Source organism: Geodermatophilus sp. SYSU D00525, from assembly GCF_054050475.1.
Genome location: NZ_JBJGZK010000002.1, coordinates 122348 through 148793 on the forward strand (window position 1 = coordinate 122348; position 26446 = coordinate 148793).

At 76.3% G+C, this 26446-nt stretch carries 25 protein-coding genes; 16 read left to right on the forward strand and 9 right to left on the reverse strand.

Going from position 1 to position 26446, the window contains the following annotated elements:
* Positions 1-177: 177 nt before the first annotated feature.
* Together ACI796_RS02505 and ACI796_RS02510 are read left to right on the forward strand one after the other, a co-directional pair.
* Entirely contained in the window at positions 178-750 is a 573-nt protein-coding gene (locus ACI796_RS02505) for a hypothetical protein (protein ID WP_456939685.1), read from the forward strand.
* Positions 751-872: 122 nt separating this feature from the next.
* The gene (locus ACI796_RS02510) at positions 873-1076 is read left to right on the forward strand and encodes a hypothetical protein (RefSeq protein ID WP_456939686.1); all 204 of its coding nucleotides are present in this window, start codon (positions 873-875) and stop codon (positions 1074-1076) included.
* Positions 1077-1135: 59 nt separating this feature from the next.
* On the opposite strand, the gene ACI796_RS02515 is transcribed toward ACI796_RS02510, so the two are convergent.
* The 3 genes from ACI796_RS02515 to ACI796_RS02525 form a co-directional block, all read right to left on the reverse strand.
* Complete coding sequence (locus ACI796_RS02515) at positions 1136-2062, reverse strand: fumarylacetoacetate hydrolase family protein (protein ID WP_456939687.1); 927 nt, start codon at positions 2060-2062, stop codon at positions 1136-1138.
* 13 nt (positions 2063-2075) lie between these two features.
* Positions 2076-3005 carry an MBL fold metallo-hydrolase gene (locus tag ACI796_RS02520; RefSeq protein WP_456939688.1) on the reverse strand — a complete coding sequence of 310 codons (930 nt, stop codon included), beginning with the start codon at positions 3003-3005 and terminating at the stop codon, positions 2076-2078.
* 121 nt (positions 3006-3126) lie between these two features.
* Positions 3127-4290 (reverse strand): RtcB family protein, encoded by a 1164-nt coding sequence (locus tag ACI796_RS02525; protein WP_456939689.1) that lies wholly within the window; start codon positions 4288-4290, stop codon positions 3127-3129.
* Positions 4291-4532: 242 nt separating this feature from the next.
* Between ACI796_RS02525 and ACI796_RS02530 the strand changes: the two genes are divergently transcribed.
* The 3 genes from ACI796_RS02530 to ACI796_RS02540 all read left to right on the forward strand — a co-directional run bounded on the left by ACI796_RS02530 (position 4533) and on the right by ACI796_RS02540 (position 6767).
* On the forward strand, positions 4533-4964 hold the full coding sequence (locus tag ACI796_RS02530) for an ester cyclase (protein WP_456939690.1): 432 nt from the start codon (positions 4533-4535) through the stop codon (positions 4962-4964).
* Positions 4965-5087: 123 nt separating this feature from the next.
* On the forward strand, positions 5088-6056 hold the full coding sequence (locus ACI796_RS02535; protein WP_456939691.1) for a TIGR03557 family F420-dependent LLM class oxidoreductase: 969 nt from the start codon (positions 5088-5090) through the stop codon (positions 6054-6056).
* Positions 6057-6170: 114 nt separating this feature from the next.
* A complete protein-coding gene (locus ACI796_RS02540) occupies positions 6171-6767 on the forward strand; it encodes an HD domain-containing protein (RefSeq protein ID WP_456939692.1) in 597 nt (198 codons plus the stop codon).
* Between the two features lie 55 nt (positions 6768-6822).
* On the opposite strand, the gene ACI796_RS02545 is transcribed toward ACI796_RS02540, so the two are convergent.
* Entirely contained in the window at positions 6823-7257 is a 435-nt protein-coding gene (locus tag ACI796_RS02545; protein WP_456939693.1) for an ATP-binding protein, read from the reverse strand.
* Positions 7258-7323: 66 nt separating this feature from the next.
* On the opposite strand from ACI796_RS02545, the gene ACI796_RS02550 reads away from it, so the two are divergent.
* Both ACI796_RS02550 and ACI796_RS02555 read left to right on the forward strand, forming a co-directional pair.
* A complete protein-coding gene (locus ACI796_RS02550; protein ID WP_456939694.1) occupies positions 7324-7674 on the forward strand; it encodes an STAS domain-containing protein in 351 nt (116 codons plus the stop codon).
* A gap of 11 nt (positions 7675-7685) precedes the next feature.
* Positions 7686-9923, forward strand: coding sequence for a SpoIIE family protein phosphatase (locus tag ACI796_RS02555; protein WP_456939695.1), 2238 nt, complete (start codon positions 7686-7688; stop codon positions 9921-9923).
* On the opposite strand, the gene ilvA is transcribed toward ACI796_RS02555, so the two are convergent.
* Positions 9920-11221, reverse strand: coding sequence for a threonine ammonia-lyase IlvA (gene ilvA, locus ACI796_RS02560; RefSeq protein ID WP_456939696.1), 1302 nt, complete (start codon positions 11219-11221; stop codon positions 9920-9922). The genes ACI796_RS02555 and ilvA overlap by 4 nt on opposite strands.
* Before the next feature lie 98 nt (positions 11222-11319).
* On the reverse strand, positions 11320-17337 hold the full coding sequence (locus tag ACI796_RS02565; RefSeq protein WP_456939697.1) for a DUF4011 domain-containing protein: 6018 nt from the start codon (positions 17335-17337) through the stop codon (positions 11320-11322).
* 153 nt (positions 17338-17490) lie between these two features.
* On the opposite strand from ACI796_RS02565, the gene ACI796_RS02570 reads away from it, so the two are divergent.
* From ACI796_RS02570 to ACI796_RS02580, 3 genes are all read left to right on the forward strand, one after another.
* On the forward strand, positions 17491-18024 hold the full coding sequence (locus tag ACI796_RS02570; RefSeq protein ID WP_456939698.1) for a hypothetical protein: 534 nt from the start codon (positions 17491-17493) through the stop codon (positions 18022-18024).
* 12 nt (positions 18025-18036) lie between these two features.
* On the forward strand, positions 18037-18495 hold the full coding sequence (locus tag ACI796_RS02575) for an NUDIX domain-containing protein (protein ID WP_456939699.1): 459 nt from the start codon (positions 18037-18039) through the stop codon (positions 18493-18495).
* 559 nt (positions 18496-19054) lie between these two features.
* Complete coding sequence (locus ACI796_RS02580) at positions 19055-19195, forward strand: hypothetical protein (protein WP_387988812.1); 141 nt, start codon at positions 19055-19057, stop codon at positions 19193-19195.
* Between the two features lie 51 nt (positions 19196-19246).
* Here ACI796_RS02580 and ACI796_RS02585 read toward each other — a convergent pair whose 3' ends face one another.
* Positions 19247-21433, reverse strand: coding sequence for an MMPL family transporter (locus ACI796_RS02585; RefSeq protein ID WP_456939700.1), 2187 nt, complete (start codon positions 21431-21433; stop codon positions 19247-19249).
* Between the two features lie 104 nt (positions 21434-21537).
* On the opposite strand from ACI796_RS02585, the gene ACI796_RS02590 reads away from it, so the two are divergent.
* The 3 genes from ACI796_RS02590 (at position 21538) to ACI796_RS02600 (ending at position 23895) form a co-directional block, all read left to right on the forward strand.
* On the forward strand, positions 21538-22269 hold the full coding sequence (locus ACI796_RS02590; RefSeq protein ID WP_456939701.1) for a TetR/AcrR family transcriptional regulator: 732 nt from the start codon (positions 21538-21540) through the stop codon (positions 22267-22269).
* A gap of 100 nt (positions 22270-22369) precedes the next feature.
* The gene (locus tag ACI796_RS02595) at positions 22370-23350 is read left to right on the forward strand and encodes a ferritin-like domain-containing protein (protein WP_456939702.1); all 981 of its coding nucleotides are present in this window, start codon (positions 22370-22372) and stop codon (positions 23348-23350) included.
* A gap of 119 nt (positions 23351-23469) precedes the next feature.
* Positions 23470-23895, forward strand: coding sequence for a hypothetical protein (locus ACI796_RS02600; RefSeq protein ID WP_456939703.1), 426 nt, complete (start codon positions 23470-23472; stop codon positions 23893-23895).
* A 99-nt stretch (positions 23896-23994) separates the two neighbouring features.
* Here the strand turns inward: ACI796_RS02600 and ACI796_RS02605 are convergent, their stop codons facing one another.
* Positions 23995-24276 (reverse strand): DUF427 domain-containing protein, encoded by a 282-nt coding sequence (locus ACI796_RS02605; RefSeq protein ID WP_456939704.1) that lies wholly within the window; start codon positions 24274-24276, stop codon positions 23995-23997.
* Between the two features lie 121 nt (positions 24277-24397).
* Between ACI796_RS02605 and ACI796_RS02610 the strand changes: the two genes are divergently transcribed.
* A complete protein-coding gene (locus tag ACI796_RS02610; RefSeq protein WP_456939705.1) occupies positions 24398-24637 on the forward strand; it encodes a hypothetical protein in 240 nt (79 codons plus the stop codon).
* A gap of 115 nt (positions 24638-24752) precedes the next feature.
* Positions 24753-25364 carry an LppU/SCO3897 family protein gene (locus tag ACI796_RS02615; protein ID WP_456939706.1) on the forward strand — a complete coding sequence of 204 codons (612 nt, stop codon included), beginning with the start codon at positions 24753-24755 and terminating at the stop codon, positions 25362-25364.
* 57 nt (positions 25365-25421) lie between these two features.
* On the opposite strand, the gene ACI796_RS02620 is transcribed toward ACI796_RS02615, so the two are convergent.
* Positions 25422-25805 carry a PaaI family thioesterase gene (locus ACI796_RS02620; RefSeq protein WP_456939707.1) on the reverse strand — a complete coding sequence of 128 codons (384 nt, stop codon included), beginning with the start codon at positions 25803-25805 and terminating at the stop codon, positions 25422-25424.
* Positions 25806-25886: 81 nt separating this feature from the next.
* On the opposite strand from ACI796_RS02620, the gene ACI796_RS02625 reads away from it, so the two are divergent.
* Positions 25887-26441: a DM13 domain-containing protein gene (locus ACI796_RS02625; RefSeq protein WP_456939708.1), complete on the forward strand. Its 555-nt coding sequence runs from the start codon at positions 25887-25889 to the stop codon at positions 26439-26441.
* Positions 26442-26446 lie beyond the last annotated feature (5 nt).

Genomic DNA, 26446 nt, shown 5'->3' on the forward strand with positions numbered 1-26446 from the left:
CGGCGTGTCCGGGGAGACCGGCGGGGCGACGGGGGCGTCCCGTGACCGTTCCGCGACGACGCCGTCCCGGATGTCCCGGGGACCGGTGTCCCCCCGTGGCACGCTCCCGCGGTTCCTCCCGCGACAGCGGTGCCGCCGCGCCCGCCGCGGGTCCCTCCAGCACGACGGGGTGTCCCGATGACCCGACCGCCGCCCGGCCAGCCCTGGCAGCCGCCGCAGGGCCCGCTGCCCGGATTCCTCCCCCCGCCTCCGGAGGAGAAGGAGACGCCGGTCTACCTGCGTCCCTGGTTCGCCGTCCTCGCGCTGGTCCTCGTCGTGGGCACCATCGGCGCCGCGCTCGGTGGCGGCGACGACGACGAGCCGGCGACCGCGGCCGCGAGCACCACCGCGGTCACCGAGACCGTGACCGCCACGCCGAGCCCGCAGCCGGCCGTCCCGCCCGTCTCCAGCGCCCCGCCGCCGGCCGTCGTGCCGAGCACCACCGCGACCCCGACCACGTCGGCCGCGCCGGTGGTCGACTTCGCCATGCCGTCGGTGGTCGGGATGACCCTGCAGGACGCCCAGGACCTGATCCAGACCCACGGCGTCTTCCTCAGCCTGTCCCATGACCTGCTCGGCACGCGCAACCAGGTGCTCGACGCCAACTGGAAGGTCTGCACGCAGAACGTCCCGGCCGGCCAGCGGGTCACCGGCGACGTCGAGGGCGCCATCGACCTCGGCGTCGTGAAGCTCGAGGAGAGCTGCCCCTGACCACCCGTCCCCGAGCGGACGGCGACCGCCCGAGCCGTGTCCGGGGCGGCGGGACGGGTACCCCGTGCTCCGACCGGGGCGAGCCCAGCCGTCCGGTCGGAGCACGGCTGAGGAGGTCCGCGATGACCCAGGGTCCGCCGAACGGCGGCTCCGACGGCCGCACCGACGACCACGTGCTGCCGGGTGAGCACCCCGACGAGAACGGCGTCGCCGACGACGCACCCGAGCAGGGACCCCGCGCTGCCCAGGGGCCCATGGGGAGCGGAGACCGCCCCGGCTTCCCCGGCGCCGCCGAAGGCACCGGGATGGGCCGGGCGGAGGACTGAACCGGCGCGTGTCCGCGCTCCGGGGTCACAGTGGCCCCGGAGCGCGGGCAGGCTCCGCCCTAGGCCCGCGCGGCCGCCGCGGGACCCAGCGGGACCAGGTCGGGGCCGGCGACGATCGGTGCGGTCACCGTGCCGATCCGCTCGACGGTCACCGCGACCTCCACGCCCGGCCGCAGCCACGGGTGCCGCTCCTCGCCGTGCAGCGACCGCAGCTCCAGCAGGCACCCGGTCCCGACCGTGCCGCTGCCGACGACGTCACCGGGCCGCAGCTCGGTGCCGCGCGAGGCGTAGGCGAGCATCTGCCCGAACGACCAGCGGATGTCGGCCCAGTTGCCGCCGCCCTGCTCGACGCCGTCGACCGCGGCCGCCATCCGCAGCGCGTAGCCGGCGCCCGAGCGGTACGGCTCGAGCTCGTCGGGGGTCACCAGGACGGGGCCGAGCGTCGTCGCGCCGTCCTTGCCCTTGGCCGGGCCGAGGCCGACCTGTGACTCCACGCCCTGCACGTCGCGGGCGCTCCAGTCGACGAACACCGTGTAGCCGGCGATCGCGGCCTCGGCCTGCTCCGGCGTGAGGTCCGACCCGGCCCGGCCGACGACCGCGGCGACCTCCACCTCGTAGTCGAACGCCGCCGAGCCGGGGGAGACCGGCACCGGCTGGCCGGTCCCGCGCACCGCCGCCGGGTTGGTGAAGTAGAAGACCGGCTGCCGGAACCAGACCGGCGAGACCTCCCGGCCGAACGCGGCCGCGGCGTTGCGCGCGTGCTGTTCGAAGGACAGGAAGTCGCGGACCGACGGGGGCCGCGGCACCGGTGCGCGCAGTACCAGCCCGTCCTCGGGCACCACCTCGGCCGGGGTGCGCTCCGCCGCCGCGGCGAGGTCGGGCAGCAGGTCGGCCAGCGCGGCGTCGAACCCGTGCACCTGCCCGTCGCGCAGCAGCCCGGCCCGCTCCGCGCCGTCGGACGGCGACACGTAGGTGACCCAGCGCATCAGCTCTCCTCCCTCACGCCCGGCAGCCGATGGGGCCGCCGTGGAACGCCACCATGTCCGGCCAGATCTCGGCCAGCGGCAGCCGCTCGCCCGGCGGCCGGCCGTCGAGCTCGGCGTAGGCCCGGTGCAGGTTGCCGACCAGCCGCTCGGACTCCTGCCACCCGGCGTAGGGGTTGTCGGCGTGCCGGCGGGCGGTCTCCAGCGGCGACCACCCGGCCGCGTGCCCCTCGCGCGCGGTCGCGGCGACGAAGGCGGCGTAGCCGGCGAGCTCGTCGAGCAGCCGGGGGACCTCCTCGCCGCGGCACACCGGGCCGTGCCCGGGCACGAGCACGTGGGGTTGCAGCGCGCGCAGCGCCTCGACCGCCCGCGGGTAGCCGGCCACGCTGCCCTCGGCGAGGAACGGCTGACCCCCGGCGAACGCGACGTCGCCGGCGAAGGCCACCCGCTGCGCCGGCAGCCAGACGACGACGTCGCCGCGGGTGTGCGCCGGCCCGACCGCGTGCAGCTCCACCGCCCGCTCGCCGAGGTGCAACGTCAGCCCGCCGGTGAACGTCAGGTCGGGCGGGCGCACCTCCAGGTGCCCGTAGTCCGGGCCGGTGAGCACCTGCGCGGCCAGCAGCCCGGCGGCGAGCTGGTCCTCCCGCGCGTGCACGTGCCCGACGACCGGGGTCTCGGCGGGCACCAGCCAGTTGCCGAAGGTGTGGTCGCCGTGGTGGTGGGTGTTCACCAGCGCCCGCAGCCGGCCCGGCGCCACCGACCCGACGGCGGCCAGCAGCGCGCGGTTGCGGGCCTCGGTCGAGGTGGTGTCCACCATCAGCCCCGTGCCGTCGTCGCCGGTGACGACGCCGGTGTTGTTGATCATCCAGCTGCCGTCGGGCTGCACGTAGGCGAAGACCCCCGGCGCCACCTGCTCGAGCGCCGCGGCCTCGATCGACGTCGTCACGCCGTCACTCTGCTGGAGCCCAGGTGGCACGGAAAGTCGGCGGGCTCCTCGGGTGGGTGCTCCGGCGTGCTCGTGCTCTGCCCACACCGGCGGGGCAGAGCACGAGCACGCGGCAGGGGACTCAGTCGCCCTTGACGTTCACCACCTGGCGCAGCGTGTGCCGGACCTCGACCAGGTCGGCGGCGTCGGCCATGACGACGTCGATGTCCTTGTACGCCTCGGGGTGCTCGTCGAGGAAGGCGTCCGAGCGGCCCCAGGCGATGCCCGCCATCCGCCGGTCGAGGTCGGCCCGGTTGAACCGCTTGCGCGCGGCCGACCGGGAGAACGCCCGCCCGGCGCCGTGCGGCGCCGAGGTCAGCGACGCGGCGTCGCCCCTCCCGACGACGACGTAGGACGCCGCGCCCATCGAGCCGGGGATGAGCCCCCACTGCCCCCGGCGCGCGGCGATCGCGCCCTTGCGGGACAGCCACACCTCGCGGCCGTAGTGGGTCTCCCGCTCGGTGTAGTTGTGGTGGCACTGGACCACCTGCTCGCGCCGGACCTCCTCGGTGAGGAACCGCGACACCTGGTCGGCGACGCGGTCCATCATCTCCTCGCGGTTGAGCGCGGCGAACCGCTGCGCCCAGTGCAGCGCCTCGATGTACGCGTCGAACTCCGGCTCGCCCTCCTCCAGGTAGGCGAGGTCGCGGTCGGGGACGGCGACGCCGCGGGCCCGCGTGCGCTCCTGCGCCACCCGGATGTGCGTGGACGCCAGCTTGTTGCCGACGCCGCGCGAGCCCGAGTGCAGGAACAGCCACACCCGGTCGGCCTCGTCGAGGGACACCTCGATGAAGTGGTTGCCCGAGCCGAGCGAGCCGAGCTGCAGCGGCCAGTCGCGCACGACGCCGTCGGCCTGGTCCGCGCCCGGCAGTGCGCGGAGCTCCTCGATCCGCGGCGCGGCCGTCTCGCGCACCTTCCGGTTGGCGCGGCCGGCCGACAGGGGCACGGCGCGGGCGATCTGCTCGTGCAGCACGGCGAGGTTGCGGCCGCGGACGTCGTCGCCGGTGAACTGGGTGCGCACGGCCATCATCCCGCAGCCGATGTCCACCCCGACCGCCGCCGGGATGATCGCGCCGTCGGTCGGGATGACCGAGCCGACGGTCGCGCCCAGCCCCAGGTGGGCGTCGGGCATCAGCGCCACGTGCGGGTGGATGAACGGGAGCGAGGCGGTGCGCTCGGCCTGCTCGCGGGTCGCGTCCTCGAGGATCGACGCCCAGCTGAGCAGGCGCTCGCTGATCTCCTCCATGGTCCTTTCCGTCTCCAGGGATGGCGGCAGAAATGGCCGTCTCTGCCGTTCGGGCCGGGGCAGTCAACGCGCTCGGCTCGCGCGGCGCGACCGGATTACCCGTGGACCCCACGGCGGGGAACTCCCTCGGCTTCCGAGCCGCGCGGCACTAGCCTCGGCACCCTCGCGCGACCACCCGCCGTGGCGCGCGGCGGCCCCCGTCCGCGCCGCGGTGCCCGTCCACCGACCGAGGGGAGACCGGGATGACCACGACACTCGGCGCCGCCGAGCTGGCCGAGCGGTACCTGCGCGGCTGGCAGGACCACGACGGGGACGCCGTCGCCGCGACCTTCGCCGACGACGGCGTCTACACCGACCCCTCGTTGCCGGAGCCCCTCCCGAAGGGCGCGGTCGCCGGGTTCGTCTCCGGCTTCCTCGCGGCCTTCCCGGACCTGAGGCTGACCGTCGAGGACGTCATCGGCGAAGGTTCCCGGGCGTACGTCCGCTGGCGCCTGCAGGGCACCAACAGCGGCGTGCTGCCGGGCCTGCCGGCGCCGACCGAGCGCCGGGTCGACCTGACCGGGGTCGACCTGATCGAGACCGGGCCGGCGGGCATCACGCGCGTGGTCGGTTACTTCGACCAGCTCACCCTCCTGCAGCAGCTCGGCCTGCGGCTCGACGTCGTCCCGGGCTGAGCCGGGGAGGCACCTCCCGGGCCGCCGGCACCGGCGGTCCGGGAATCCGGCGTGCCGTTTCCGTTCCGCGGGGCCCGGGCAGCCCTCGTGCGACCGCTGGACCCGACAGTGAGGACGCGCGCGATGCAGGTCGGACTGAAGCTCGCCACCGAGGCCTTCCCGCCCGAGGAGATCGTCCGCCAGACGGTGCGGGCCGAGGAGGCGGGCTTCGACTTCGTCGAGATGAGCGACCACTACCACCCGTGGCTCGACGTCCAGGGGCACAGCGGCTTCACCTGGTCGATGCTCGGCGCGATGGCCGCGAAGACCGAGCGGATCGGCCTGGTCACCGGCGTGACGTGCCCGATCATCCGGTACCACCCCGCGGTCATCGCCCAGGCCGCGGCGACGGTGCAGATCCTCGCCGAGGGCCGGTTCACCCTCGGCATCGGCGCCGGTGAGCGGCTCAACGAGCACGTCGTCGGCACCGGCTGGCCGGCGGTGCACGTGCGGCACGAGATGCTCCGCGAGGCGCTGCAGATCATCCGGCAGCTGTGGCAGGGCGGCTACCAGACCTTCGAGGGCAAGTACCTGCAGCTCGAGGACGCCCAGGTCTTCGACCTGCCCGACGAGCTCCCGGTGATCGCGGTGGCCAGCGGCGGGCCCAACGCCTCGCAGCTGGCCGCCGAGTACGGCGACGGGCTGTTCGCCACCGAGCCGCGCGAGGACCTGGTCGGTGCCTTCCGCGACGCCGGCGGGAAGGGCCCGCTCTACGCCGAGGTGCCGATGGCGTGGGCGCAGGACGAGGAGTCCGCCGTCCAGGAGGCGCTGAGGACCAGCCGCTGGGCGCTCACCGGCTGGAAGGTCATGAGCGAGCTCCCCAACCCGGTCAACTTCGACGCCGCCAGCCAGACGGTGAAGGAGGACGACATCCGGGGGCAGTTCTCCGTCGGGCCGGACCTCGAGAAGCACCTGCAGCAGGCGCAGCCCTACGTCGACGCCGGCTTCGACCACCTCGTCCTGCAGAACGTCGGCCCGGACCCCGACGGGTTCATCGACGCCTGCGCCGGCGGGCTCGTCGAGCGGGTGAGGGAGCTGACGCCCTCGGCGTGACAGCCCTCGTCAGGACACCGTCCCTGCCGGGTTCCGCAACGGACCTGCCAGGGTGCGCGGCGGGCGGGGGAGCAGGGCCCGACGGCGGTCCCGGCGGCGGCACACTCGCCGACCGTGACCGCCTCCCTCCCCGCCCTGCCCGACACCGCCGCCTGCCTCCTCGCGCGGGAGGTGGTGCAGGAGTTCAGCTCACCGGCGCTGGTGAACCACTGCCTGCGCTCCTACCTCTGGGCCGCCGACCACGCCCACCGGCACGGCATCGCCTTCGACGAGGAGCTGCTGTTCGTCGCCGCGATGGTCCACGACCTCGGTCTGGTGCCGGTCTTCGACAGCGCGACCCTGCCGTTCGAGGAGGCCGGCGGGGCGGTCGGCTGGGTGTTCGCCGCGGGCGCGGGCTGGCCGGCCGCGCGGCGGCGCCGGGTCGCGGAGATCGTCGTCGCGCACATGGCGCCGGAGGTCGACGTCGCCGCCGACCCCGAGGGGCACCTGCTGGAGCTGGCCACCGGCCTCGACATCTCCGGCCGCGACCCGGACGCCTGGCCCGCGGACCTGCGCGCCGCCGTCCTCGCCGAGTACCCGCGGCTGGGCCTCATCGGCGAGTTCGTCGCCTGCTTCGAGGACCAGGCCCGCCGCAAGCCGGACTCGCTCGCCGGGCGGTTCTCCGCGAACGGCTTCGCCGCCCGGGCGCGGGCCAACCCCCTCGACGCGTAGTCGTGCTCTGCACACGGGTGTGTGCAGAGCACGAGCGTCCGCGGGAGAGGACGGCCTAGGGCCGGTTGCGGTCGAGCAGGCGCAGCGACGGGCGGGTGGTCAGCCGTTTCTCCAGGCTGACGCAGTGCCGGCCGTCGGGGTCGCGGCGGAAGTCCAGCCGGTCGACCAGCGCCTGCATGAGCGTGAGCCCCGCACCGCGCTCGCCGTCGAGACCGGCCCGGGCGACCGCCTCCTCGGGGTCGAAGCCGGTGCCGTCGTCGACCACGGTGATCCGGCACAGCGCCCGGTCGATCTCCACCGACACCTGGTACTCGGCGTGGTCCCCGGCGTGCTGGACGACGTTCGCGCAGGCCTCGGTGAGCGCGAGCGTCGTCTCCTCCACGACGGCCCGCTCGATCCGCAGGTGGTCGAGCGCCTGCCGGCACAGGCCGCGGACGAAGGGCACGCTGTCGACGTCGACGGGCAGCCGGACGGTGAACGCGATGTCCATGCCGAGCCCCCTCCCGTGACGGCGCGTACGCTCCTCGGGTCCGTTCCGAGTACCGAGGGAGCCATCGTGCTGTTCGCCGTCGACCGCGTGGCGGTGCACGGGCGGCCCGCGCTGAGGGTACGCGGTGAACTGGACATCGCGACGGTGGATCGGCTGGCGCAGTGCGTCGAGGCCGAGCTGTCCCGCTCGCCGCGGGCGCTGGTGGTCGACCTGACCGACACGACCTTCCTGGACTCCTCCGGCGCCCGCCAGCTCGCCCGCACCGCCCGGGCCGCCGCCGCGGCCGGCACCGCGCTGCAGGTGGTCTGCCCGCGGGAGAACACGCCGGTCCGGCTGGTCATCGACCTGCTGGAGCTGTCCCGCCTGGTGCCGGTGGTCGAGGCGGCGAGCCTGACCGACGGGGAGGTCGGGTCGTAGGGTCGGCCGCGATGACCGCGACCGAGAGCCCCGCCGCGCACCCGCCGTCCCCGGCTCCCGACCCGCTCCGCCGCACGGTCGACGACGAGGCGCTCGCCCGCTGCGCGGAGGAGCCGATCGCGGTCCCCGGGGCGATCCAGCCGCACGGCGCGCTTCTCGCCGTCACCGAGCCCGACCTCGCCGTCGTCGTCGCCTCGGCCAACGCCGCCGACGTCCTCGGCACCGACCCCACCGGCCGCACGCTGGCCGACCTGCTCACCCCCGCCGAGCTCGACCGGCTGCGGGCGGCGCTGGCCGGGGACCTCGCCGAGGCCGACCCGCTGCGGGTGGCGCCGGGCGGCAGTGAGCTGGACCTGGTCCTGTCCCGCAGCGGCGACCTGCTGGTCACCGAGTGGGAGCCGGTCGCCGGCGCCGAGCAGGCCGGCGCGGCCTGGCACCGGCGGCTGCCGACGGTGCTGCAGCGGCTGTCCGCGCCGACGTCGCTGGAGGGGCTGACCGCGGTCCTGGCCCGCGAGGTGCGGGCGCTGACCGGCTTCGACCGGGTGATGGTCTACCGCTTCGACGCCGAGTGGAACGGCGAGGTGGTCGCCGAGGACCGGCGGGCGGACCTCGAGCCCTTCCTCGGCCTGCACTACCCGGCGAGTGACATCCCCGCCCAGGCCCGCGCCCTCTACGCGACCAACTGGATGCGGCTGATCCCCGACGCCACCTACACGCCGGTGCCGCTGGAGCCGCCGCTGGTGCCGGGGACGGGGCGGCCGCTGGACCTGTCCGGCGCGATGCTGCGCAGCGTCTCGCCGGTGCACCTGGAGTACCTGGCCAACATGGGCGTCACCGCGTCGATGTCGGTGTCGCTCGTCGACCGCGGGAAGCTCTGGGGTCTGATCTCCTGCCACGGCTACAGCGGCGCGCACCGCCCCTCCTACGCCGACCGCACCGCCGCGGAGTTCCTCGGCCGCACCGCCTCGCTGCTGCTGCACACCACCGTCGAGGCCGGCGAGCGCGACCGGGTGGTCGCCGTCGCGCAGCGGGAGGCGGAGCTGGTGTCGGCGATCGGCCGCACGCCGCGCACCCCCGCCGCCGCGCTCGTCGACGGCGACCTCACCGCGCTCGACCTGCTGCCCGTCGCCGGCGCCGCGGTCCGCCTCGACGGGCGGCTGCACCTGCTCGGGCGCACCCCGCCGGCCGACCGGGTCGCCGCCGTCGTCCCCGCGGTGCTGCGGGCCGGCGGCGCGACCGACCGGCTCACCCTCGCGCTGCCCGGCTTCGCCGACCTCGCCGAGGACGCCAGCGGCGTGCTCGCCGTCGAGGTCGGCGGCGGGCGCGGCGACTTCCTCGCCTGGTTCCGCCCCGAGACCCCGCGCGAGGTCAGCTGGGGCGGCGACCCGCACACGTCGAAGGTCACCGACGGGCGGCTGTCCCCGCGCCGGTCGTTCACCCGCTGGACCGAGACCGTGCGCGGCACCGCCCGCCCGTGGCACGAGCACGAGGTCGCCGCCGCCCGCGCACTGGCCGGCCACCTCGGCGCGGCTGTGCTCGCCCGCGCCGGCGAGGACGACCGGCTGTCGGCCGCGCTGCAGCGCACCCTGCTGCTCGAGGAGCTGCCCAAGGTGCCCGGCGTCGCTCTCGGCGCGCGGTACCGGCCCAGCGAGGCCGACGTCGTCGGCGGCGACTGGTACGACCTGGTGCCGCTGCCCAGCGGCCGGCTGGCCGTGGTGCTCGGCGACGTCGCCGGGCACGGCCTGACCGCCGCGTCGGTGACCGCCCAGCTGCGGCACGCGTTGCGCGCCGCGCTGCTGCGCGACGAGGGCCCCGCCGCGGCGCTGGCCGAGCTCAACCGCCTGGTCGCCGCGCTGCTGCCAGGGGAGATGGCGACCGCCCTGGTCGTGCAGCTGGACCCGGTCAGCGGCGCGCTGGCGCTGGCCAACGCCGGGCACCTGCCCGCCGTGCACGCCCACGACGGCGCCGCGCGGCTGGTCGCCGACGGCCGCGGGCCGGCGCTCGGCCTGCTCGACGACGCCGACTACCCCGAGGTGGGGTTGCGGCTGGACGCCGGCGACCGGTTGCTGCTCTACAGCGACGGGCTGGTCGAGCGGCGCGACCGCCCGCTGCCCGAGGGCCTGGAGGCGGTGCGCGCGGCGGTGGCCACGCTGGCCGGGGAGCCGCAGGAGGTCGTGGACGGCGTCGTCGCGGCACTGGACCCGGCGGGCACCGACGACGTCACCGTGGTGGGGCTGGCCCGGGTCTAGCCCAGCCCTCCGCCGCGCACGAGGTAGCGGTAGGCCGGGGAGTCCGGCGCCAGGTGCTGGATGCGCAGCGGGCTGGCGGCGATCCGGTCGAGCAGGCCGGGCAGTGCGGCGGCGGTGCCCAGCTCGATGCCGGTGAGCGCGGCGCCGGTCTCCCGGTTGTCCCGCTTGACGTACTCGAACAGCACGATGTCGTCGTCGGGGCCGAGCACGTCGTCGAGGAAGCGGCGCAGCGCGCCGGGCTCCTGCGGGAACTCGACGAGGAAGTAGTGCTTGAGCCCCTGGTGGACCAGGGAGCGCTCGATGACCTCGGCGTACCGGCTGACGTCGTTGTTGCCGCCCGACAGCACGCAGACCACCGTCTGCCCCGGCTCGACCGGCACGGTGCCGCCGGTGAGCGCGGCGGGGGCCAGGGCGCCCGCGGGCTCGGCGATGATCCCGTCGACCTGGTAGAGGTCGAGCATCTCGGTGCAGACCTGCCCCTCGGGGACGGCGACCAGCTCGGCGCCGCAGTCGCGCACCAGGGGATGGGTGACCCTGCCGGCCCGCCGGACCGCGGCGCCGTCGACGAAGGTGTCGATCTCCGGCAGCTCGACCGGCCGCCCGGCGGCCAGGGCCGCGGCCATGCTCGCCGCGCCCGCCGGCTCCACCCCGACCAGCCGGGTGCCGGGACTCGCCTGGGCGAGCCAGGTGCCGCAGCCGGCCAGCAGCCCGCCGCCGCCGAGCGGCAGGACGACGACGTCGGGCGCGTGGCCGCCGAGCTGGTCGAGCACCTCCACCGCGACGGTCGCCTGCCCGACGACGACCGGCCAGGCGTCGAAGGCCGGGACCAGCGTGGCGCCGCTGGTGCGGGCGTGCGCCGCGGCGGCGGCCGCGGCGTCGTCGTAGGTGTCGCCGGTGACGACCAGCTCGACCGTGTCCCCGCCGAGGGCCCGGATGCGGGCGCGCTTCTGCCGCGGCGTCGTGCCGGGCACGAAGACGGCGCCGCGCACGCCGAGCGCCCGGCAGGCGTACGCGACGCCCTGGCCGTGGTTGCCGGCGCTCGCGCACACCACGCCGGCGGCGCGGGCGGCGTCGTCGAGCCGGCTGATCGTGTTGTACGCGCCGCGCACCTTGTACGAGCGGCCGACCTGCAGGTCCTCGCGCTTGAGCCACACGTCGGCGCCGGTGAGCGCGGACAGCCGCTCGTTGCGCTGCAGCGGCGTGCGCTCGGCGACCCCGGCGAGCCGGCCGACGGCGTCCCGCACGTCGGCGGCGAAGTCCCGGATCGCGGTCGCCTCGGTCGTCCCGGCGGTGCTCACGGTGCCCCATCCTGCCCGCGGCCGGGGGTGCTCCTGCGGACGGTCGTGCTCTGCCCCGCCCGTGGGGGCAGAGCACGAGGACCCGCAGAACAGGTCGGCTAGGCGGTGAGGCGGCCGTCGTCGCCGGTGGTGACGCGGCCGGCGGCGGTGACCCGGGCCAGCGCCTCGGCGAGCAGCGGTGCCAGCGACGGCGTGCGGCGGCGGTAGCCGAACACCTCGGCGGTGCGCAGGAACAGCTCGTCCTGGGTCAGCCCGCCGGACGTGCGGCACAGGGCGACCATCGCGTTGCCGACCTCCTGCACCGGCACCTGCTCGAGCGGGCGCGCGGTGCTGGTGGCCTGGCGACGGAACGCGGTCCAGGTCTCCCGGTCCAGCGTGTCCGGCCAGACGACCTCGCCGTCGAGGGCGCCCGCGGGCAGCAGGGCCAGCAGCGCGTCGCGGCGGGCCTCGCTCACCCGGGTCAGCCCGAACGCGCCGGCGGCCAGCCGGACGAGGCGGTCGCGGTGCACCGGCCCCTCGGCCTTGACCCCGGCGGTCAGGACCCGCTTCACGAGGCGGGCGTTGCGCGGGTCGGCCAGGTTGTCGAGGACCTTGCGGTCGCCCGCGGGCTTGGGCGCCCACGCGCGGAACCGCTGCTCCGGCGAGGGAGCGGGCTCCTCGACGGGGTCGGGGACGACGGTCAGCGGCACCGGCGTCACCGGCGTCGTCACCACCGGCGCCTCGACCGGCGCGTGCCGCGGCACCGGCAGCGCGGTCACCGCGGCCGACACCATCGAGCGCAGCGTCGGCAGTCCGCGGCCCTCCGGCTCGGCGGCGGGCTCCGGCTCGGGCTCGAGATCCGGCTCCGCCTCGGCGGCGGGGTGCTCGGCGACGCGGAGCTCGACGACGGGGGCCGGGACGTCGTCCACCACGGCCGGCGCGGCGGCCGGGGCAGCGGGCGCCGGCCCGGGGACCGCGGCCACCGCGGCGACGATGCGGTCGAGGACGGCGTCGCGGTCGCGCAGCCACGAGGGCAGCCACACCCGCTCGACCACGGGCCAGCCGAGCATCCCCGACAGCACCTCGACCGGGAGGCCGTCGCGGTCGCCGACGGTGCGCCGGCGCGCCCACTCGGGGCCGTCGAGCAGCACCGCCACGACCGGGCTCTCCGGCGCCGAAGCCCGGGCCACGGACAGGTCGACGCGGAACTCCGACAGGCCGACGTCGGTGCGCACCGCCAGCCCCCGCTCGCGCAGCGCCGCGGCGATCTCCTCGCGGTGCCGGTCGGGCACCGACGGCCGCCGCGCCTCACGGGGCAGCGCGTCGGTGCCGAGCGCGGCCAGGTCGAGGTAGGCGCGCAGGTGCTTGATGCCCAGCGACGAGGTCTGCTCCGCGCGCAGCGCCGACGGGTCGAAGGAGGAGAACACGACGACCTGCCGCCGGGCGCGGGTGATCGCCACGTTGAGCCGGCGCTCGCCGCCCACCCGGTTGAGCGGGCCGAAGTTCAGCGGCAGCACGCCGCGGTCGTCGGGGCTGAAGCCGGTGGAGAACAGCACGACGTCGCGCTCGTCGCCCTGCACGTTCTCCAGGTTCTTGACGAACAGGCCCTCGCCGTCGGTGCGGTCCAGCGCCTCGGTCAGCCGCTCGTCGCCGGCGTCGCGCAGCAGCGACTCGATGTAGGCGCGCTGCTGGGCGTTGAAGGTCACCACGCCGATCGACGGCACCGCTGTGGCATCTCCGCCCGTACCCGCGTCGAAGCGGCGGCGGACCTCGGCGACGACGGCCTTGGCCTCCATCGGGTTGGTCCGCAGCAGCCGGCCGGCGCCGGAGCGGTGGAAGGTGCCCTGCACCCGGACCAGCGAGATGCCGCGGCCGTCGACGTCGGGCGAGGGGCGCCCATGGGTGGGCGCCGGGAACGACGACAGCCGGTTCTCGTAGTAGTGCGCGTTGCTGAACGCGATCAGCGACTCGTCCTGGCTGCGGTAGTGCCAGGACAGCCAGTGCCGCGGCACCCGCGCCTGCACGCACTCGGAGAGGATCGACTCCTCGTCCTCGACGGCGGTGCCGAGCAGCTCGGCGAGCTCGTCGTCGAGGACCGACACCGGCTCGGCGAACGACGTCGGCGGCATCTGCTCGCTGTCCCCGACGACCACGGCGGCCCTGGCCCGGCCCAGCGCGCCGACGGCGTCGGCGACGCGGATCTGCGAGGCCTCGTCGAAGACCACCAGGTCGAACAGCCCGGCCTTGGCGGGGAAGAACCGCGCCACCGAGTCGGGGCTGACCAGCACGCACGGCATGACCGCGGTGACCAGGTCGCCGTACTCGGCCAGCAGCGCGCGCACGCCCGGCCCGCGGCGGGAGCGGCCGAGCTCGCGCTGCAGCGCGCCGAGCCGGTCGCCGGCGTCGCGGAGGTCCCGGCCGGCCAGCACCTCGGCCGGCAGCGCGGCGGCCAGGTGCCGGCGCACCGCCCGGGAGGCGGCGGTGAACCGGGTGATCGCCTTGCCGTGCGCGGCCTCGTCGAAGCCGTCCAGCCCGGTGGCGGCGCGGCGCTCGGCCGTCGACGCGGCGGCCAGGCCGTGCTCGAAGGCGCGCGGGGCGTCCTCGGCGGGCAGCCGGCCGGACACCAGCGCGGCGCGGGCCTCGGTCAGCCCGGCGGCGCGCAGCGGCTCGAGGGTGTCGAGGAACTCCGCCCACCGGCGCAGCGAGATCAGCCCGCTGTGCTCGACGCCGCGCTCGGGGCGGGTCATCGCCCAGCGCAGCACCACGCCGTCGTCCCCGCACCAGGCGGCCAGCGCGGCCGGGGTGCTGGAGCAGACCCGCAGCAGGGCGTCGAGCCCGTCGCGCAGCCGGACGACGGCGGCGGCCGCGGCGGCGTCCGGCCCGGGCCCGGCGACGACGTAGCGGCGCAGCGCGACGGCGAACTCGCGGGCGCTGTCGACGACCGCGCCGGCGCGGCGCAGCCAGGCGACCTGCCCGTCGAGCAGCGTGGGTTCCAGCAGCGGGTTCCAGCCGGCCGGCACCGACAGCCCCGGGATCACCGAGGCGCGGGCGGCGATGCCGGCGGCGGCGGTCTGCAGCCGCCACAGCGACGCGGTGAGCTCGGCGACGTCGCGCAGCTTGACCGTCACGCCCGGGCGCAGCACCGGCGCGAGCTGCGCCCGCACCGCGCGCAGCCCCTGCCGGCGGGCCCACCAGCGGGCGGCCTGCGCGGTCTGGGCGGCGACGTAGAGGTCGGCCAGCGGCAGCGCCAGCGCCTCGGAGGTCGCCAGCTCCAGCCCCGGGTGGACCGCGGAGGTGAACGCGGCGACCTCGCCGAGCACCGTCGTCGTCGCGGTCGTCCAGCGCTCGGTCGGCACCTCGTCGAGGACGTCGAGACCCACCGCGGGACCGGACAGCAGGTGGGCGAGGTCGTCGAGGTCGCCGGGGGTGCGCACCTCGCGCAGCGCCCGCGCCAGGTGCTCCTCGGCCGGCAGCGCGCGCATGGCGGCGTCGACCTCGGCGGCGGCGGCCTGGGCGGCGCGCAGGTCGACCCGCGCGGTGTCGACGAACGCCCACGGGTGCCGCGGGGAGGGGCGGACCAGGTCGGCGACGTCGGGCAGCAGCGCCAGCGCGCGGCGCACCTCGGCCAGCGTCGCGGCGGACGCGGCGGCGGCGAAGGTCTGCGGCACCGGCAGCTGCGGGACGTCGTCGCCGAGCGCGAGCTGCGCCGTCCGCGCGGAGTAGTAGGACAGCCCGGCGGCGTTCGGCGCGTGCAGCCGGTGGGCGTAGCGGGCCAGGGTGCGGCGGGCGGCGCGCAGGTCGTCGCCGTCGGCGGCCAGGCCCTGCTCGTCGACGGCGACGGCGTGGTCCAGCGCCGCGCGCACCCGGGCGCGGACCTCCGCGGCGCGGGCGCCCCGGTCGTGCAGGTCGAGGGCGAACGGGCCCATGCCGACCGCCTCGAGCCGCCGGGCGACGACGTCGAGCGCGGCCCGCTTCTCGGCCACGAACAGCACCCGCTTGCCGTCGGCGACCGCGCGGGTGAGCAGGTTGGTGATGGTCTGCGACTTGCCGGTGCCGGGCGGGCCCTCGAGCACGAACGTGCGCCCGGCGACGCCCTCGGCCACCGCGCGCAGCTGCGAGGCGTCGGCGGGGACGGGGCAGCGGGCGGCCAGCTCGTCGAGGTCGACGTCGGCGGCCGCGGCCGGCACCGGGTCGGTGAACGCCTCGGTCGGGGCGTGCACGAGGTGGTGCACCAGCGGGTTGGCGGTGAGCTCGGCCCAGTGCTCGTCGAGGTCGCGCCACAGCCGGTACTTGGCGAACTGCAGGACGGCGAGGTCGGCGGTGGCCTCGACGCGGAACGGCAGCCCGGCGTCGGCCAGCGCCTGGCGGACGGCGGTCAGCGCGGTGTCGACGTCGACGCCCTCGCCGTCCAGCCCCGGCACGGTCAGCCCGTGCACCTGGCGCAGCTTCTCCAGCAGGCACCAGTTGGGGCTGGCGGCGGAGGACTCGTCGGCGGTGAGCCGGTAGACGCCGGTGCGGCCGGCGGGGGAGAGGACCACCGGCAGCAGCACCAGCGGCGAGCGCAGCGAGCGGCCGTCGAGCTCCCAGGCCAGGCTGCCGATGGCGACGTGGAGGTTGTTGGCGCCGGTCTCCTCGCGGACGGTCCGCGCCCGGTGCGCCAGCCCGCGCAGCCGCGGCAGGTAGCCGCCCTCGGTGACGTCGGCGTGCACGGTGCGGCGGTCGACCAGCGCCTCGCCGAGCAGGCCGACCGGCAGCTCGCGGGCCGAGCGCACGCCGCGCTCGACGTGCACGGCGGCCAGCCGGTCGCCCGGCAGCAGGGTAAGGGCGTCGTCGCCGGTGAGCAGGTCCGCCAGGCCCGCGAGGTAGGCGTCCGGGACGACCAGCGGCAGGCCGGCGCCCTCGGTGTAGTTGATCAGCCGGTTGCGCAGGCTGAGGTCGAGCAGGCTGTTCTTCCACTGCTGCACCCGCGGCGGCACGCCCGGGCGGCCGCCGGCGACCGGGGCGGCGTGCCGGCCGGACGGGCGGGCGGTGGGGTCGTGCTCGGCGGCGCGGTACTCGATGACCTGCACCGAGCCGTCCGGGCCGCGGGTGCGGGCGGGCAGCGGCAGGATGCCGTCGCGGCGGGCGCGGTGGACGTCGGTGACGCCGACGACGCGGTCGAGGGTGCCGGGCAGCCAGGCGTCGTAGGCGGCGCGGTGCAGCCGGTCGGCGTCGGGCTCCTCGGCGCTGCGGCTGGTCAGCAGCGTCGTCTCCACCAGCCGCACCAGGCCGAGGTCGACCAGGTTGACCAGCGGCGCGACGTCGGTGGTGGCCGCGCTCTCGGCGGTGCGCTCCTCGCGCCAGTAGCCGAGGAAGGCGTGCCCCTCGGCCACCCACAGCAGCGGCCGGACGCCGGCGGCCTCGAGGGCGGCGGCGAGCACGACGACGGTGTCCAGGCAGGTGCCCACCCGGCCGTCGAGGACGTCGCCGGGGGTGCGCACCTTCTGGCCGATGTCGGCCCAGCTGGCCGGGGGCTCGCTGTAGCGGATGCCGCGGGCCCGCACGGCGGCGGCGATCGCGGCGACGATCGCGTCGACCCGCTCGGGGCCGGCCTGGTAGCCCTGCACCGACGGGTCGCCGGTGCGCTCCTCGAGCACCGCGGCGGCCTCGGCCAGCAGCGCGGTGACCGCGGGGTGGTTGGGCAGCACGTGCGCGGCGAGCATCTCCAGCGCCAGCGGCACGGGGGTGGCCAGCCACTGGCTGGCGGCGAGCACCTGCACCGGGACGGCGGTGCCGGCGACGTCCACGCCGTCCACGGCGACGTCGATCTCGATCGACCCGGGCCGCTGCTCCTCGATCTGCAGCATCGCGGCGGGGTCCATGACCAGGCCGACGTCACTGAGCACGGTGGTGGTGCCGGCGTCGAGGTCGACCAGCAGCTCGACCGGGCTGCCGATGGGGCCCTCGGCGTCCTGGACGCCCAGGCGCACGGTGGCGCCGCGGACCGCCGCGCCGTGGTTGGTGAACGCCAGCCGCGACACGACCGGGACGCGGTTGTGCGCGAGGGCGTAGGAGAGCACCGGCGTGCTGGTGGCCGAGATCGCCACGGCAGTCCGGACCCCGTCGTGCGGATGCGGGCGGGTGTCCGTGGTGCTCATGGCGTCCTGTCTACCGGCCCGGACGGACCGGTCCGGTCATCCGCGTGGAGCGTCTGGGGCGGGTGTGACGGGAGGGCCGAGACGTTGCCGGGCGGGCACGGGGGAGCGGGTCGGTGGCCGGATCAGGGGTGTCGCGTCCGTACGTTCAGCCGGGTGCGCAGCGCCTCCGAGCCCCTGCCCGACGTGCCCTCCGACGGCCTCTCCGACGGCCTGTTCGACGACCTCTCCGACGGGCTCGACACGGACCGGCTGCCCACCTCCTCGCGGCACCGGGCGGCGCGGTCGGCGTTCCGGCGGCGGTGGCTCGCGGTCCTCGGCGCGCTCGCGGTGCTGCTCGCCGTCGGCGGCCTGGCGGTGCTGGTCGCGCCGGCCGTGACGGGGACGGCGGTGGACGCGGCGCCGCCCGTCGTGCGGACCGCCGCCCCGACCGACCCCGTCGCGCGCCCGGCGTCGCCGCACCCGTCGTCGGCCGCGCCCACGACGCCCGCGCCCTCCCCGGCCGCCGTCCCGGAGGTGGTCGCCGAGGTGCCGGTCGCCGTCCCATCGGCGACGCCCGCTCCGACGACGGCCGCGCCCCTCCCGCCGCCCGCCGAGCTGCCGGTCGCCTGCGCCGACCCGCCCGGCCGCGGCCAGGACGGCCGCGGCAACGGCCGGGGCAACGGCGACCGGGGCCCGCGCTGCCCGTGACAGGCTGAGCCGGTGCCGAGACGGAGCGCGGGGGTCCTGCTGTACCGGCGCGCGCCCGACGTGCAGGTGCTGCTCGGCCACATGGGCGGGCCGTTCTGGGCGAGGAAGGACGACGGCGCCTGGTCGTTCCCCAAGGGTGAGTACGCCGACGGCGAGGACCCGCTCGCGGTCGCGCACCGCGAGTTCGAGGAGGAGCTCGGCAGCCCGGTGCCGGCGACGACGCTGGTGCCGCTCGGCGAGCTGCGGACCAGCGGCAAGGTGCTCACCGTGTGGGCCGGCGAAGGCGACCTCGACGCGGACGCCGCGGTCAGCAACACGTTCACCGTCGAGTGGCCGCCGCGGTCGGGGCGGGTGCAGGAGTTCCCGGAGATCGACCGCGCCGCCTGGTTCGGCGTCGACGAGGCCCGGGCCAAGCTGGTGAAGGGGCAAGTGCCCTACCTCGACCGGCTGCTGGACCTGCTCGCCGGCTGACGCCCTGCCCGTTGTCGACGTGCTGCTGTCCCGGCCGTCCGGAGACGGCCGCGGGTCGACACCCGGCGGCGAGTGGTCGCTCGCCGGGGTCGTCGAGTCGCGGTGACCCCGGCAGGGGACCACTCGCCGGCCGCCGGCGTCAGCGCCTCGAGACGACGTCGGGTCGACATCCGGCGGATGCGCGCTCCCCGGCGGCCGGGGGATGCCGGACGGGGGAACGGGGTGGGTCGATCGTGTGACGTCTCGTCCCACCGGTGCGCCGGGCCTCGCGCCGCCGACGGGGTGCCGCCATCCTCGGCGGCCACCGTCCCGGGAGGTCCCCGTGAGCACCTCGCACCGCTGTGCCGGCCAGGTATGCACCTGCACGCCCGTCGCCCGACCCGTCGCGACCGCCGTCGTGCGCCGCCGCCCGGGGTGGGGGACCGCCCCCGCGGCGCCGCCGTCGATGACGGATCGCTGACGAGACGTCACACCCGTCCCACGGGTGGGCGCGACGTCGGAGGCGGGTGGCATGTTCTGGCTCCCGAGTCCCCACGGACTCCCGAGCGAGGAGACCCGCGTGCTGTGTGACACCTGCGCCGCCGAGACCCACCCCGGCCCGGTCTGCGCCCGCTGTGCCGCGCTGGCGCAGCTGACCCAGCCGGTGCTGCGGCTGGAGACCCGCCGCCGGCCCCCGGTCCCCCCGGCGCCGGCGCGCTGAGGCGCCGCACCGGCTCCGCGGCGGCCCGCGGAGCCGGTGCGAGTGGAGCGGTCAGGCCATGCCGGCCGGCTCCAGCGGCCGGGGCGTCGGCGCCGGGGGCACCTCGCCGTCGGACTCGCGGATCCCGTACCGGGCGTACACCCGGCCCAGCGGCCCCGGCGCCCACCAGTTGGCCCGCCCCAGCAGCCGCATCGTCGCCGGCACCAGCAGGGTCCGGACGACGGTCGCGTCCACCACGATCGCGATCGCCATCGCGACGCCGATCATCTTGATGAACGTGATCCCCGAGGTGGAGAACGCCCCGATCACCACGAGCAGCAGCAGCGCCGCGCTGGTGATGATCCCGCCGGTGCGCTGCAGCCCGGTGGCGACGGCGGCGGTGTTGTCGCCGGTCAGGTCGTACTGCTCGCGGATGCGGGACATGAGGAAGACCTCGTAGTCCATCGACAGCCCGAACACGATGGCCAGCACGAGGATCGGCTGGGTCGCCTCGATGAACCCGGTCGGCGTGAAGTCCAGGAACCCGGACAGGTTGCCGTCCTGGAAGATCCACACCAGCGCGCCGAACGAGGCACCCAGCGACAGCACGTTCACCAGCACCGCCTTGACCGGCAGCACCACCGAGCCGAAGGCCAGGAACAGCAGCACGAACGTCGTCGAGACCACGATCAGCGCCATCCACGGCAACAGCGAGCCGAGGCTGTCCAGCAGGTCGGTCATCACGGCGCTCTCGCCACCGACGAGCACCTCGCCGCCCGGCGGCGCGGGCACGTCGCGGACGTCGGCGACCAGCGCGCGGGCGTCGGCGTCGACCGGGTCGCCGTCGTAGGCCACCGACACCCGCGCGGTGGTGCCGGCCGCCCCGGTCACCGACGCGCCGTCCACCTCCGGCAGCGCGGCGACGTCGGCCACGAAGCCCTCGAGCGCGGCGGCGCCGGCGGGGGAGTCGACCGGGTCGGGCAGGCTGACGACGGCGGTCACGGGGCCCGACGGCGAGGGCGGGAAGTCCCGGTCGATCGTCTCGGCCACCACCCGGCTCTCCGTGCCGGCGGGCAGCGCCCGGACGTCGATCGCGCCGAACTGCACGCGCAGGAAGGGCAGTGCGAGCACCAGCAGCAGCCCGACGACGGCGACGGTCACCAGCACCGGCCGGCGCATGACGCCGCGGGCGATCCGCTCCCACGCGCCGCGGCCGGGCTCCGCGTCCCGCGTCCGCCGGCGCCACGGCACCGACAGCGCGTCCACCCGCCTGCCGAGCACCGCCAGCAGCGCGGGCAGCAGGGTCAGCGCGGCGAGCATCGCGACCAGCACCGCGCTCACCCCGCCGAAGCCCATCGAGCGGAGGAACACCTGCGGGAACACCACCAGCCCGGCCAGCGACAGCGCCACGGTGATCCCGGAGACGGCGACCGTGCGGCCCGCCGTCGCCATCGTGCGGGCCAGCGCGTCCTCGACGGTGGCCTGCCGGCGCACCTCCTCGCGGAACCGGCTGACCACGAACAGGCCGTAGTCGATCGCCAGCCCGAGACCGAGGATCGTGACGATGTTGACCGCGAACACCGACACCTCGGTGAACAGGCTGACCACCCGCAGCGCGGTGAACGCCCCGAGGATCGCGGTGACGCCGATCGCCAGCGGCAGGCTCGCGGCGGCCAGGCTCCCGAAGACGACCACGAGCAGCACCGCCAGCACCGGCAGCGAGATCATCTCGGCGCGGGCGATGTCGGCGCTGACCCGCTCGTTGATGTCGCGCTCGACCGTGGCGGTGCCGCCGATCGACGTCTCCAGGCCCGGCGCGGCCAGCTCGTCCTCGACCACCCCGACGGCGTCGGTGCGGGCGTCGGCGTCCCCGGCCAGCGTCAGCACGGCGTAGGTGGACCGGCGGTCCTCGCTCACCAGCGGCGCCGCCCCGGTGTCGAACCAGGTCGTGGCCCGCTCGACGACGCCGTCGGGGAGCCCGGCCAGCGACGCACCGACCGCGTCCCGGTAGGCCGGGTCGTCGACGGTCAGGTCGTCGCTGCGGTACAGGACGACGACGTCGGAGGCGTCGCGGCCCAGCTCCCGGACGGCCAGCTCGGCGGCCCGGGCGCTCTCGCTGGCGGGGTCCTCGAAGCCGCCGCTGGTGAGCCGGCCGAAGACGCCCGTGCCCCACACGCCGGCGACGACGACGGCCACGGCGCTCAGCGCCAGCACCCACCGTCGCCGTCGGTACACCACTCGTCCGAGGGCCTCGAACACGGCGATCCCTCCCTCTCCCCGGTAGGCTGGGTGAACAGTGTTAGCGAACGGCGATAACTCTGCATACACCGTTCACTCGCGTCAACCCGGGGAGGTGGTCGGCCGTGGCGGAGCCGATCGGCAGGCGCGAGCGGCTGCGCGCCGAGACCCTGCGTGACATCCGCGGTGCGGCCCGTCGTGTGCTGGTCGAGCACGGGCCGGACGGGCTGGCGCTGCGGGCCATCGCGCGCGAGGTGGGGCTGACCGCACCGGCGCTCTACCGCTACTACGCCAGCCGCGAGGACCTCGTGGAGCAGGTGGTGGCCGACCTCTACGACGAGCTGTGCGACCGGCTGGAGGCCGCGCGCGACGCCGTCGACCCGCCCCGGCCCGGCACGCAGCTGCTGGTCACCGCGCGCGCCTTCCGCACCTGGGCGGTCGGCCACCCGGCCGAGTTCGGGCTGCTGTTCGGCTCGGCGGCCGACGGCGTGGTGCCCGACGAGACCGGCGACGGGCCGGCCGCGGCCGCCGGCCGCCGCTTCGGCGGCGTGTTCGCCGCGCTCCTCGCGGCCGTGTACTTCCGGCGGCCGTTCCCGGTCCCGGCCGACGCCGACCTCGCCCCCGACTTCCAGGAGCAGCTGCGCGCCTGGTGCACCACGCTGCCGGTCGAGCTGCCGCTCGGCGTGATGGCGGTGTTCCTCTCCTGCTGGGTGCGCCTGTACGGGCTGGTCTGCATGGAGGTCTTCGGCCACCTGAAGTTCGCCCTGGCCGACGCCGCCCCGCTGTTCGAGGCGGAGATGCGGGCGATCGGGGAGCAGCTGGGCATCTCGGCCGACTGGGTGCCGCCGGAGGTGTGACCGCCCTCACTGCTAGCAATCCGCTTGCTGTTGTTAGCGGCGCCCGACGGCGGGGCAGGAAGAGGGCGTCAGGTCGTCCCCGATCGCTGGAGTCCCCGCCGTGACCGACAACGACAACGCCCAGATCGTCAACCAGCTCCGCGCGCTCGTCCTGCTCAGCCAGACCGAGGAGCAGGTCGCCCGGACGCGGGTGCTGCAGGCCCGGACCGACGCCGTCCGCCGCGAGCTGACCCAGAACGCCGACAACGCCGCCGAGCGCACCCGGCTGATCACCGCGGAGCTGCGCGAGCTCGGTGGCGTGCCCGACGTCGTCACCCCGGCGCTCGGCCGGCTGGCCGCCGTGCTCAAGGCCACCTTCGAGCAGGCCGCGCCCATCGAGGAGGCCCTGCTGCAGGACCTCTCGCTCGAGCACCAGCTGCACGACCGCGCCCTCTACCTGAAGGTGCTCGGCCAGAAGGCCGGCCTGGAGAAGGTCGTCCGGCTCGCCGAGGGCCTGGTCACCGCCCACGAGGCCACCGTCGAGTGGCTCCAGGTGGTGCTGGCCGAGGAGGCGCTGGGCGGCCCCGCCGCGCTGCGGCCCACCCCGTTCCAGCAGGTCGCCGGCGCCGCGAGCCGGGCCGTCGTCGCGCCGTACCGCTTCGTCGCCAACCGGGTGAACCAGGCGGTCGACAGCGCCGAGCAGCGGCGGCAGAAGGTCGGCGAGGGGCTGGGGCAGGCCGCGAGCACGGCCGGCGGCCTGGCCGGCGCCGTCCGCGAGACCCTGGGGGCCGGCCGGAGCGCCGCGCTGCGCCGGGCCGAGCGGGTCGCCGACCGCGAGGGCAACCGGGAGGCCGCCGACGCCGCCCGGGCGGCCCGCGAGGAGCTCGGCGACGTCTCCGCCGACGAGCTGCCGGTGAAGGGCTTCGACTCGATGTCCACCCCGGACGCCGCCGAGGCCGCCAAGGCGCTGCGCGACCCGCACCAGATCAGCGTGCTGATCCGCTACGAGGAGACGCACAAGAACCGGTCGGACGTGATCAGCGCCGCGCAGGTGGCGCTGGCCGCGGTGGCCAAGGAGGCCGTGGGCGTCAAGGAGAAGTGACGCCCGGCCGCACGCTCCGGAGGGCCCGCACCCACCCTGGGTGCGGGCCCTCCGCCGACCGGGGGAGATCCGCGTCGCAGCAGGTCGCGACCGTCCGGCTCCTCGGGGAAGGTGGGGACATGCAGATCACTCCCGAGGCCCTGGAGCAGGAGTTCTCGCTCCAGACGGCCGCCACCCGCCTCGACTTCCTCAGCCGGCGGGACTCCGGGGCGACGACTCTCAACACCGTCCGTGACCGCGACGACGACGACTGGACCTCGCTGCTGAGCCAGCAGACCTCCCTCGACGTGCCGGAGTCCCTGGAGATCCTCGCGCTCGGCGAGGTCATCGCCCGCAAGGCCCACGACAGCCAGCTGACCGGCTTCCGCGCCGCGCTGCGCGGCGGGGCGAGCTGGGAGCAGATCGCCGGCGCGCTCGGCGTCACCCCCGACCAGGCCTGGGAGACCTACCACCGGGCCATCGAGCGCCAGGAGCGCACCGCCGCCCTCGCGCCCGACGAGGCCGCCTCCGCCCGCGAGCTCGCCGGTGGCCGCCCCGGCTCCTGAGGAAGGACCCCTCTGCCCCCCGCCACTCGCAGGCTCGCGGCGGGCCCCTGCAGAGGGGCCGCGAGGGCCCGGCCGCCGCGGCGGCCGGGCCCTCGTCGTTCAGCGCACCTCGACGCCCCGCCAGAAGGCCACCCGGCCGGTGATCTGCTCCGCCGCCTCCTTCGGGTCGGGGTAGTACCAGGCCGCGTCCCGGTTGGTCTGCCCGTCGACCTCGAGCGTGAAGTACGACGCCTGCCCCTTCCACGGGCAGGTCGTGTGCGTCGACGACGGGCGCAGCACGTCCTCGCGCACCGACTCGCGGGGGAAGTAGGCGTTGCCCTCGACGGTCACGATGTCATCGGACTCCGCGATGACGGTCCCGTTCCACGTGGCTGTGGTCATGGGGTGATCGTGCCGTCCGCCGCCACGCCCCGCAGGCGTACCGGCGGGCGGGCTGGGCATGTGTCCGGGGGAGAGGGCGCAGCAGATGCCGCCCCGCCGGTCCCGCACGAGGAGCCCGCCCATGTCCCAGGCCGCCCGTCCGCCCGACCCCGACGACCCGCGGCGGGGCATGCAGCCGCGGCCCAAACGCGGCCGGGCGGTGCTCCTCGGGACCTTCCTCGGCCTGATCGTCCTGGTGTTCGCCTTCATCCTCCTGGTCAGCCAGTGCGGCACCGGGGACGACGACGAGGTGTACGAGGACGACCCGGCCGGCGCCCCGGCGAGCGTCAGCGTGGTGCTCGACGACCCGGTCCCGGCCTGACCCGCGTGGGGGAGGCTGCGGCGCGTCCTCCTGACCAGCGCGTTCGCCGTGTGTGAAGGTGCCCGCCGGACCGCGTGCCACTCCCGGCGCCGGTCGGAGCACCGAGGAGCACGACATGACGAACCCGGGACAGCCCGGCACCCCGCCGGCCGGGGGCCCGCAGCCCGGTCAGCCCGTCCCGCCGCAGGGCGCTCCGCAGCCGGGGGGATGGCAGCCGCCCGCCGGCGGCCCGCCCCAGCCCGGTCAGCCCGGCGCGTGGGGTCAGCCCCAGCCCGGCCAGCCGGCCTACGGCCAGCCCCAGCCCGGCCAGCCCGCGTTCGGCCAGCCCGGTGCGCCGGGTCCGTTCGGTCCCGGCCAGCCCGGGCAGCCGGGGCCCTTCGGCGGCCCGGCGCCGGCCGGCAAGCCCGGCAAGGGCAAGAAGATCGGCAGCGCGGTGGCCGCGGTCGCCATCGCCGGCGGCATCGCGGCGTTCCGGTTCATCGACTTCGGCGCCCCCGAGGTCGGCGACTGCGTCCAGCGCACCAGCGGCACGGACGTCGACGTCGTCGACTGCGACGACTCCGCGGCCGAGCTGCGGGTGGTCGGCATCGAGGAGGAGGAGCAGACGGAGAGCGAGTACCTCGCCGACCCCGACACCTGCATCGACTTCGCCTCGGCCACCGACGCCCTCTGGTACGGCAGCACCGGTGACGAGGGCAGGGTCTACTGCCTCGAGCCGGTCGCCTGAGCCCGACCTCCGCACGACGAGCGCCCCGCCGGCCCGGCCGGCGGGGCGCTCGCGTCCTCAGCGCCGGAGCAGCGCGAAGGTCGCGACGGCGTGCGCGAGCGCCTCGCCCTCCTGCTCGACGTCGGCCTCGCAGATGGTCAGGTGCTCGCCGCGGGTGCGCACCCGGCCGCGCACCTCGAGCGGGCCGGGCCTCCCCGGGCGCAGGTAGGTGACGGTGAGCTGGCTGGTCGCGGGCACCTCGCCGTCGCCGGTGGTGCTGCGCACCGCCTGGCCCATCACCGTGTCCACCAGCGTCGCGACGACGCCGCCGTGCAGCGTGCCCGCCGGGTTCAGGTGCTCGTCGCGGACCTCGAACGCCAGGGTCGCGGCGCCGTCGCCGGCGTCCTCCACCGTCACTCCGAGCCGGCCGGCGAATCCGCCGGGGGTCGCGTCGTCTGCCATGGGGCGCGCGGTACCCGCCCGCCGGGGAGCCACGCCCGCGGAACCCCACGGGCGGCGGGGCCGCGGCTAGGGTCCGCCGCCGTGGCAGCGCGGCGGAGGACCTGGATCTGGCTGGCGGCGGCGGTCGTGGTGGTGGCGCTGGCCGCCGTCACGCTCGTCTGGTTCCAGCCGCAGAAGCTCTTCTACGACGAGCGGGTGGACGAGAGCCTGCCGCCGGCGGCCGCGGAGGAGACCGCGGGGACCGGCGACGGCGGGGGAGCGGTGATCACCGTGGCACCGCCCGGGCCGGTCGACCTCGCCACCGGCACGTTCGTCTCCCGCGAGCACGAGACCGTCGGCACCGCCCGGGTGGTGCGGCTCCCCGACGGGCAGGTCGTCGTCCGGCTGGAGGGCTTCGAGACCTCCAACGGCCCGGCGCTGTACGTGTACCTGTCGCAGAACCCGGCCACCGGCGAGGAGGCCGCCTTCGACGAGGAGTTCGTCGACCTCGGGCCGCTCAAGGGCAACGTCGGCGACCAGAACTACGCCGTGCCCGCGGGTGTGGACGCGACCGGGTACACGAGCGTCGTCATCTGGTGCGACCGGTTCGACGCCGCCTTCGGCGCCGCCGACCTCGGGCCGGCGACGGCGGCCTGAGCAGG

Bases quoted from the DNA above. Each gene is read 5' to 3' on its own strand.
- ACI796_RS02555 (WP_456939695.1), top strand. From the start codon at position 7,686: ATGACCGCGACCGAGAGCCCCGCCGCGCACCCGCCGTCCCCGGCTCCC.
- ACI796_RS02535 (WP_456939691.1), top strand. From the start codon at position 5,088: ATGCAGGTCGGACTGAAGCTCGCCACCGAGGCCTTCCCGCCCGAGGAG.
- ACI796_RS02610 (WP_456939705.1), top strand. From the start codon at position 24,398: ATGTCCCAGGCCGCCCGTCCGCCCGACCCCGACGACCCGCGGCGGGGC.
- ACI796_RS02545 (WP_456939693.1), bottom strand. From the start codon at position 7,257: ATGGACATCGCGTTCACCGTCCGGCTGCCCGTCGACGTCGACAGCGTG.
- ACI796_RS02530 (WP_456939690.1), top strand. From the start codon at position 4,533: ATGACCACGACACTCGGCGCCGCCGAGCTGGCCGAGCGGTACCTGCGC.
- ACI796_RS02515 (WP_456939687.1), bottom strand. From the start codon at position 2,062: ATGCGCTGGGTCACCTACGTGTCGCCGTCCGACGGCGCGGAGCGGGCC.
- ACI796_RS02615 (WP_456939706.1), top strand. From the start codon at position 24,753: ATGACGAACCCGGGACAGCCCGGCACCCCGCCGGCCGGGGGCCCGCAG.
- ACI796_RS02525 (WP_456939689.1), bottom strand. From the start codon at position 4,290: ATGGAGGAGATCAGCGAGCGCCTGCTCAGCTGGGCGTCGATCCTCGAG.
- ACI796_RS02605 (WP_456939704.1), bottom strand. From the start codon at position 24,276: ATGACCACAGCCACGTGGAACGGGACCGTCATCGCGGAGTCCGATGAC.
- ACI796_RS02600 (WP_456939703.1), top strand. From the start codon at position 23,470: ATGCAGATCACTCCCGAGGCCCTGGAGCAGGAGTTCTCGCTCCAGACG.
- ACI796_RS02510 (WP_456939686.1), top strand. From the start codon at position 873: ATGACCCAGGGTCCGCCGAACGGCGGCTCCGACGGCCGCACCGACGAC.
- ACI796_RS02620 (WP_456939707.1), bottom strand. From the start codon at position 25,805: ATGGCAGACGACGCGACCCCCGGCGGATTCGCCGGCCGGCTCGGAGTG.
- ACI796_RS02565 (WP_456939697.1), bottom strand. From the start codon at position 17,337: ATGAGCACCACGGACACCCGCCCGCATCCGCACGACGGGGTCCGGACT.
- ACI796_RS02505 (WP_456939685.1), top strand. From the start codon at position 178: ATGACCCGACCGCCGCCCGGCCAGCCCTGGCAGCCGCCGCAGGGCCCG.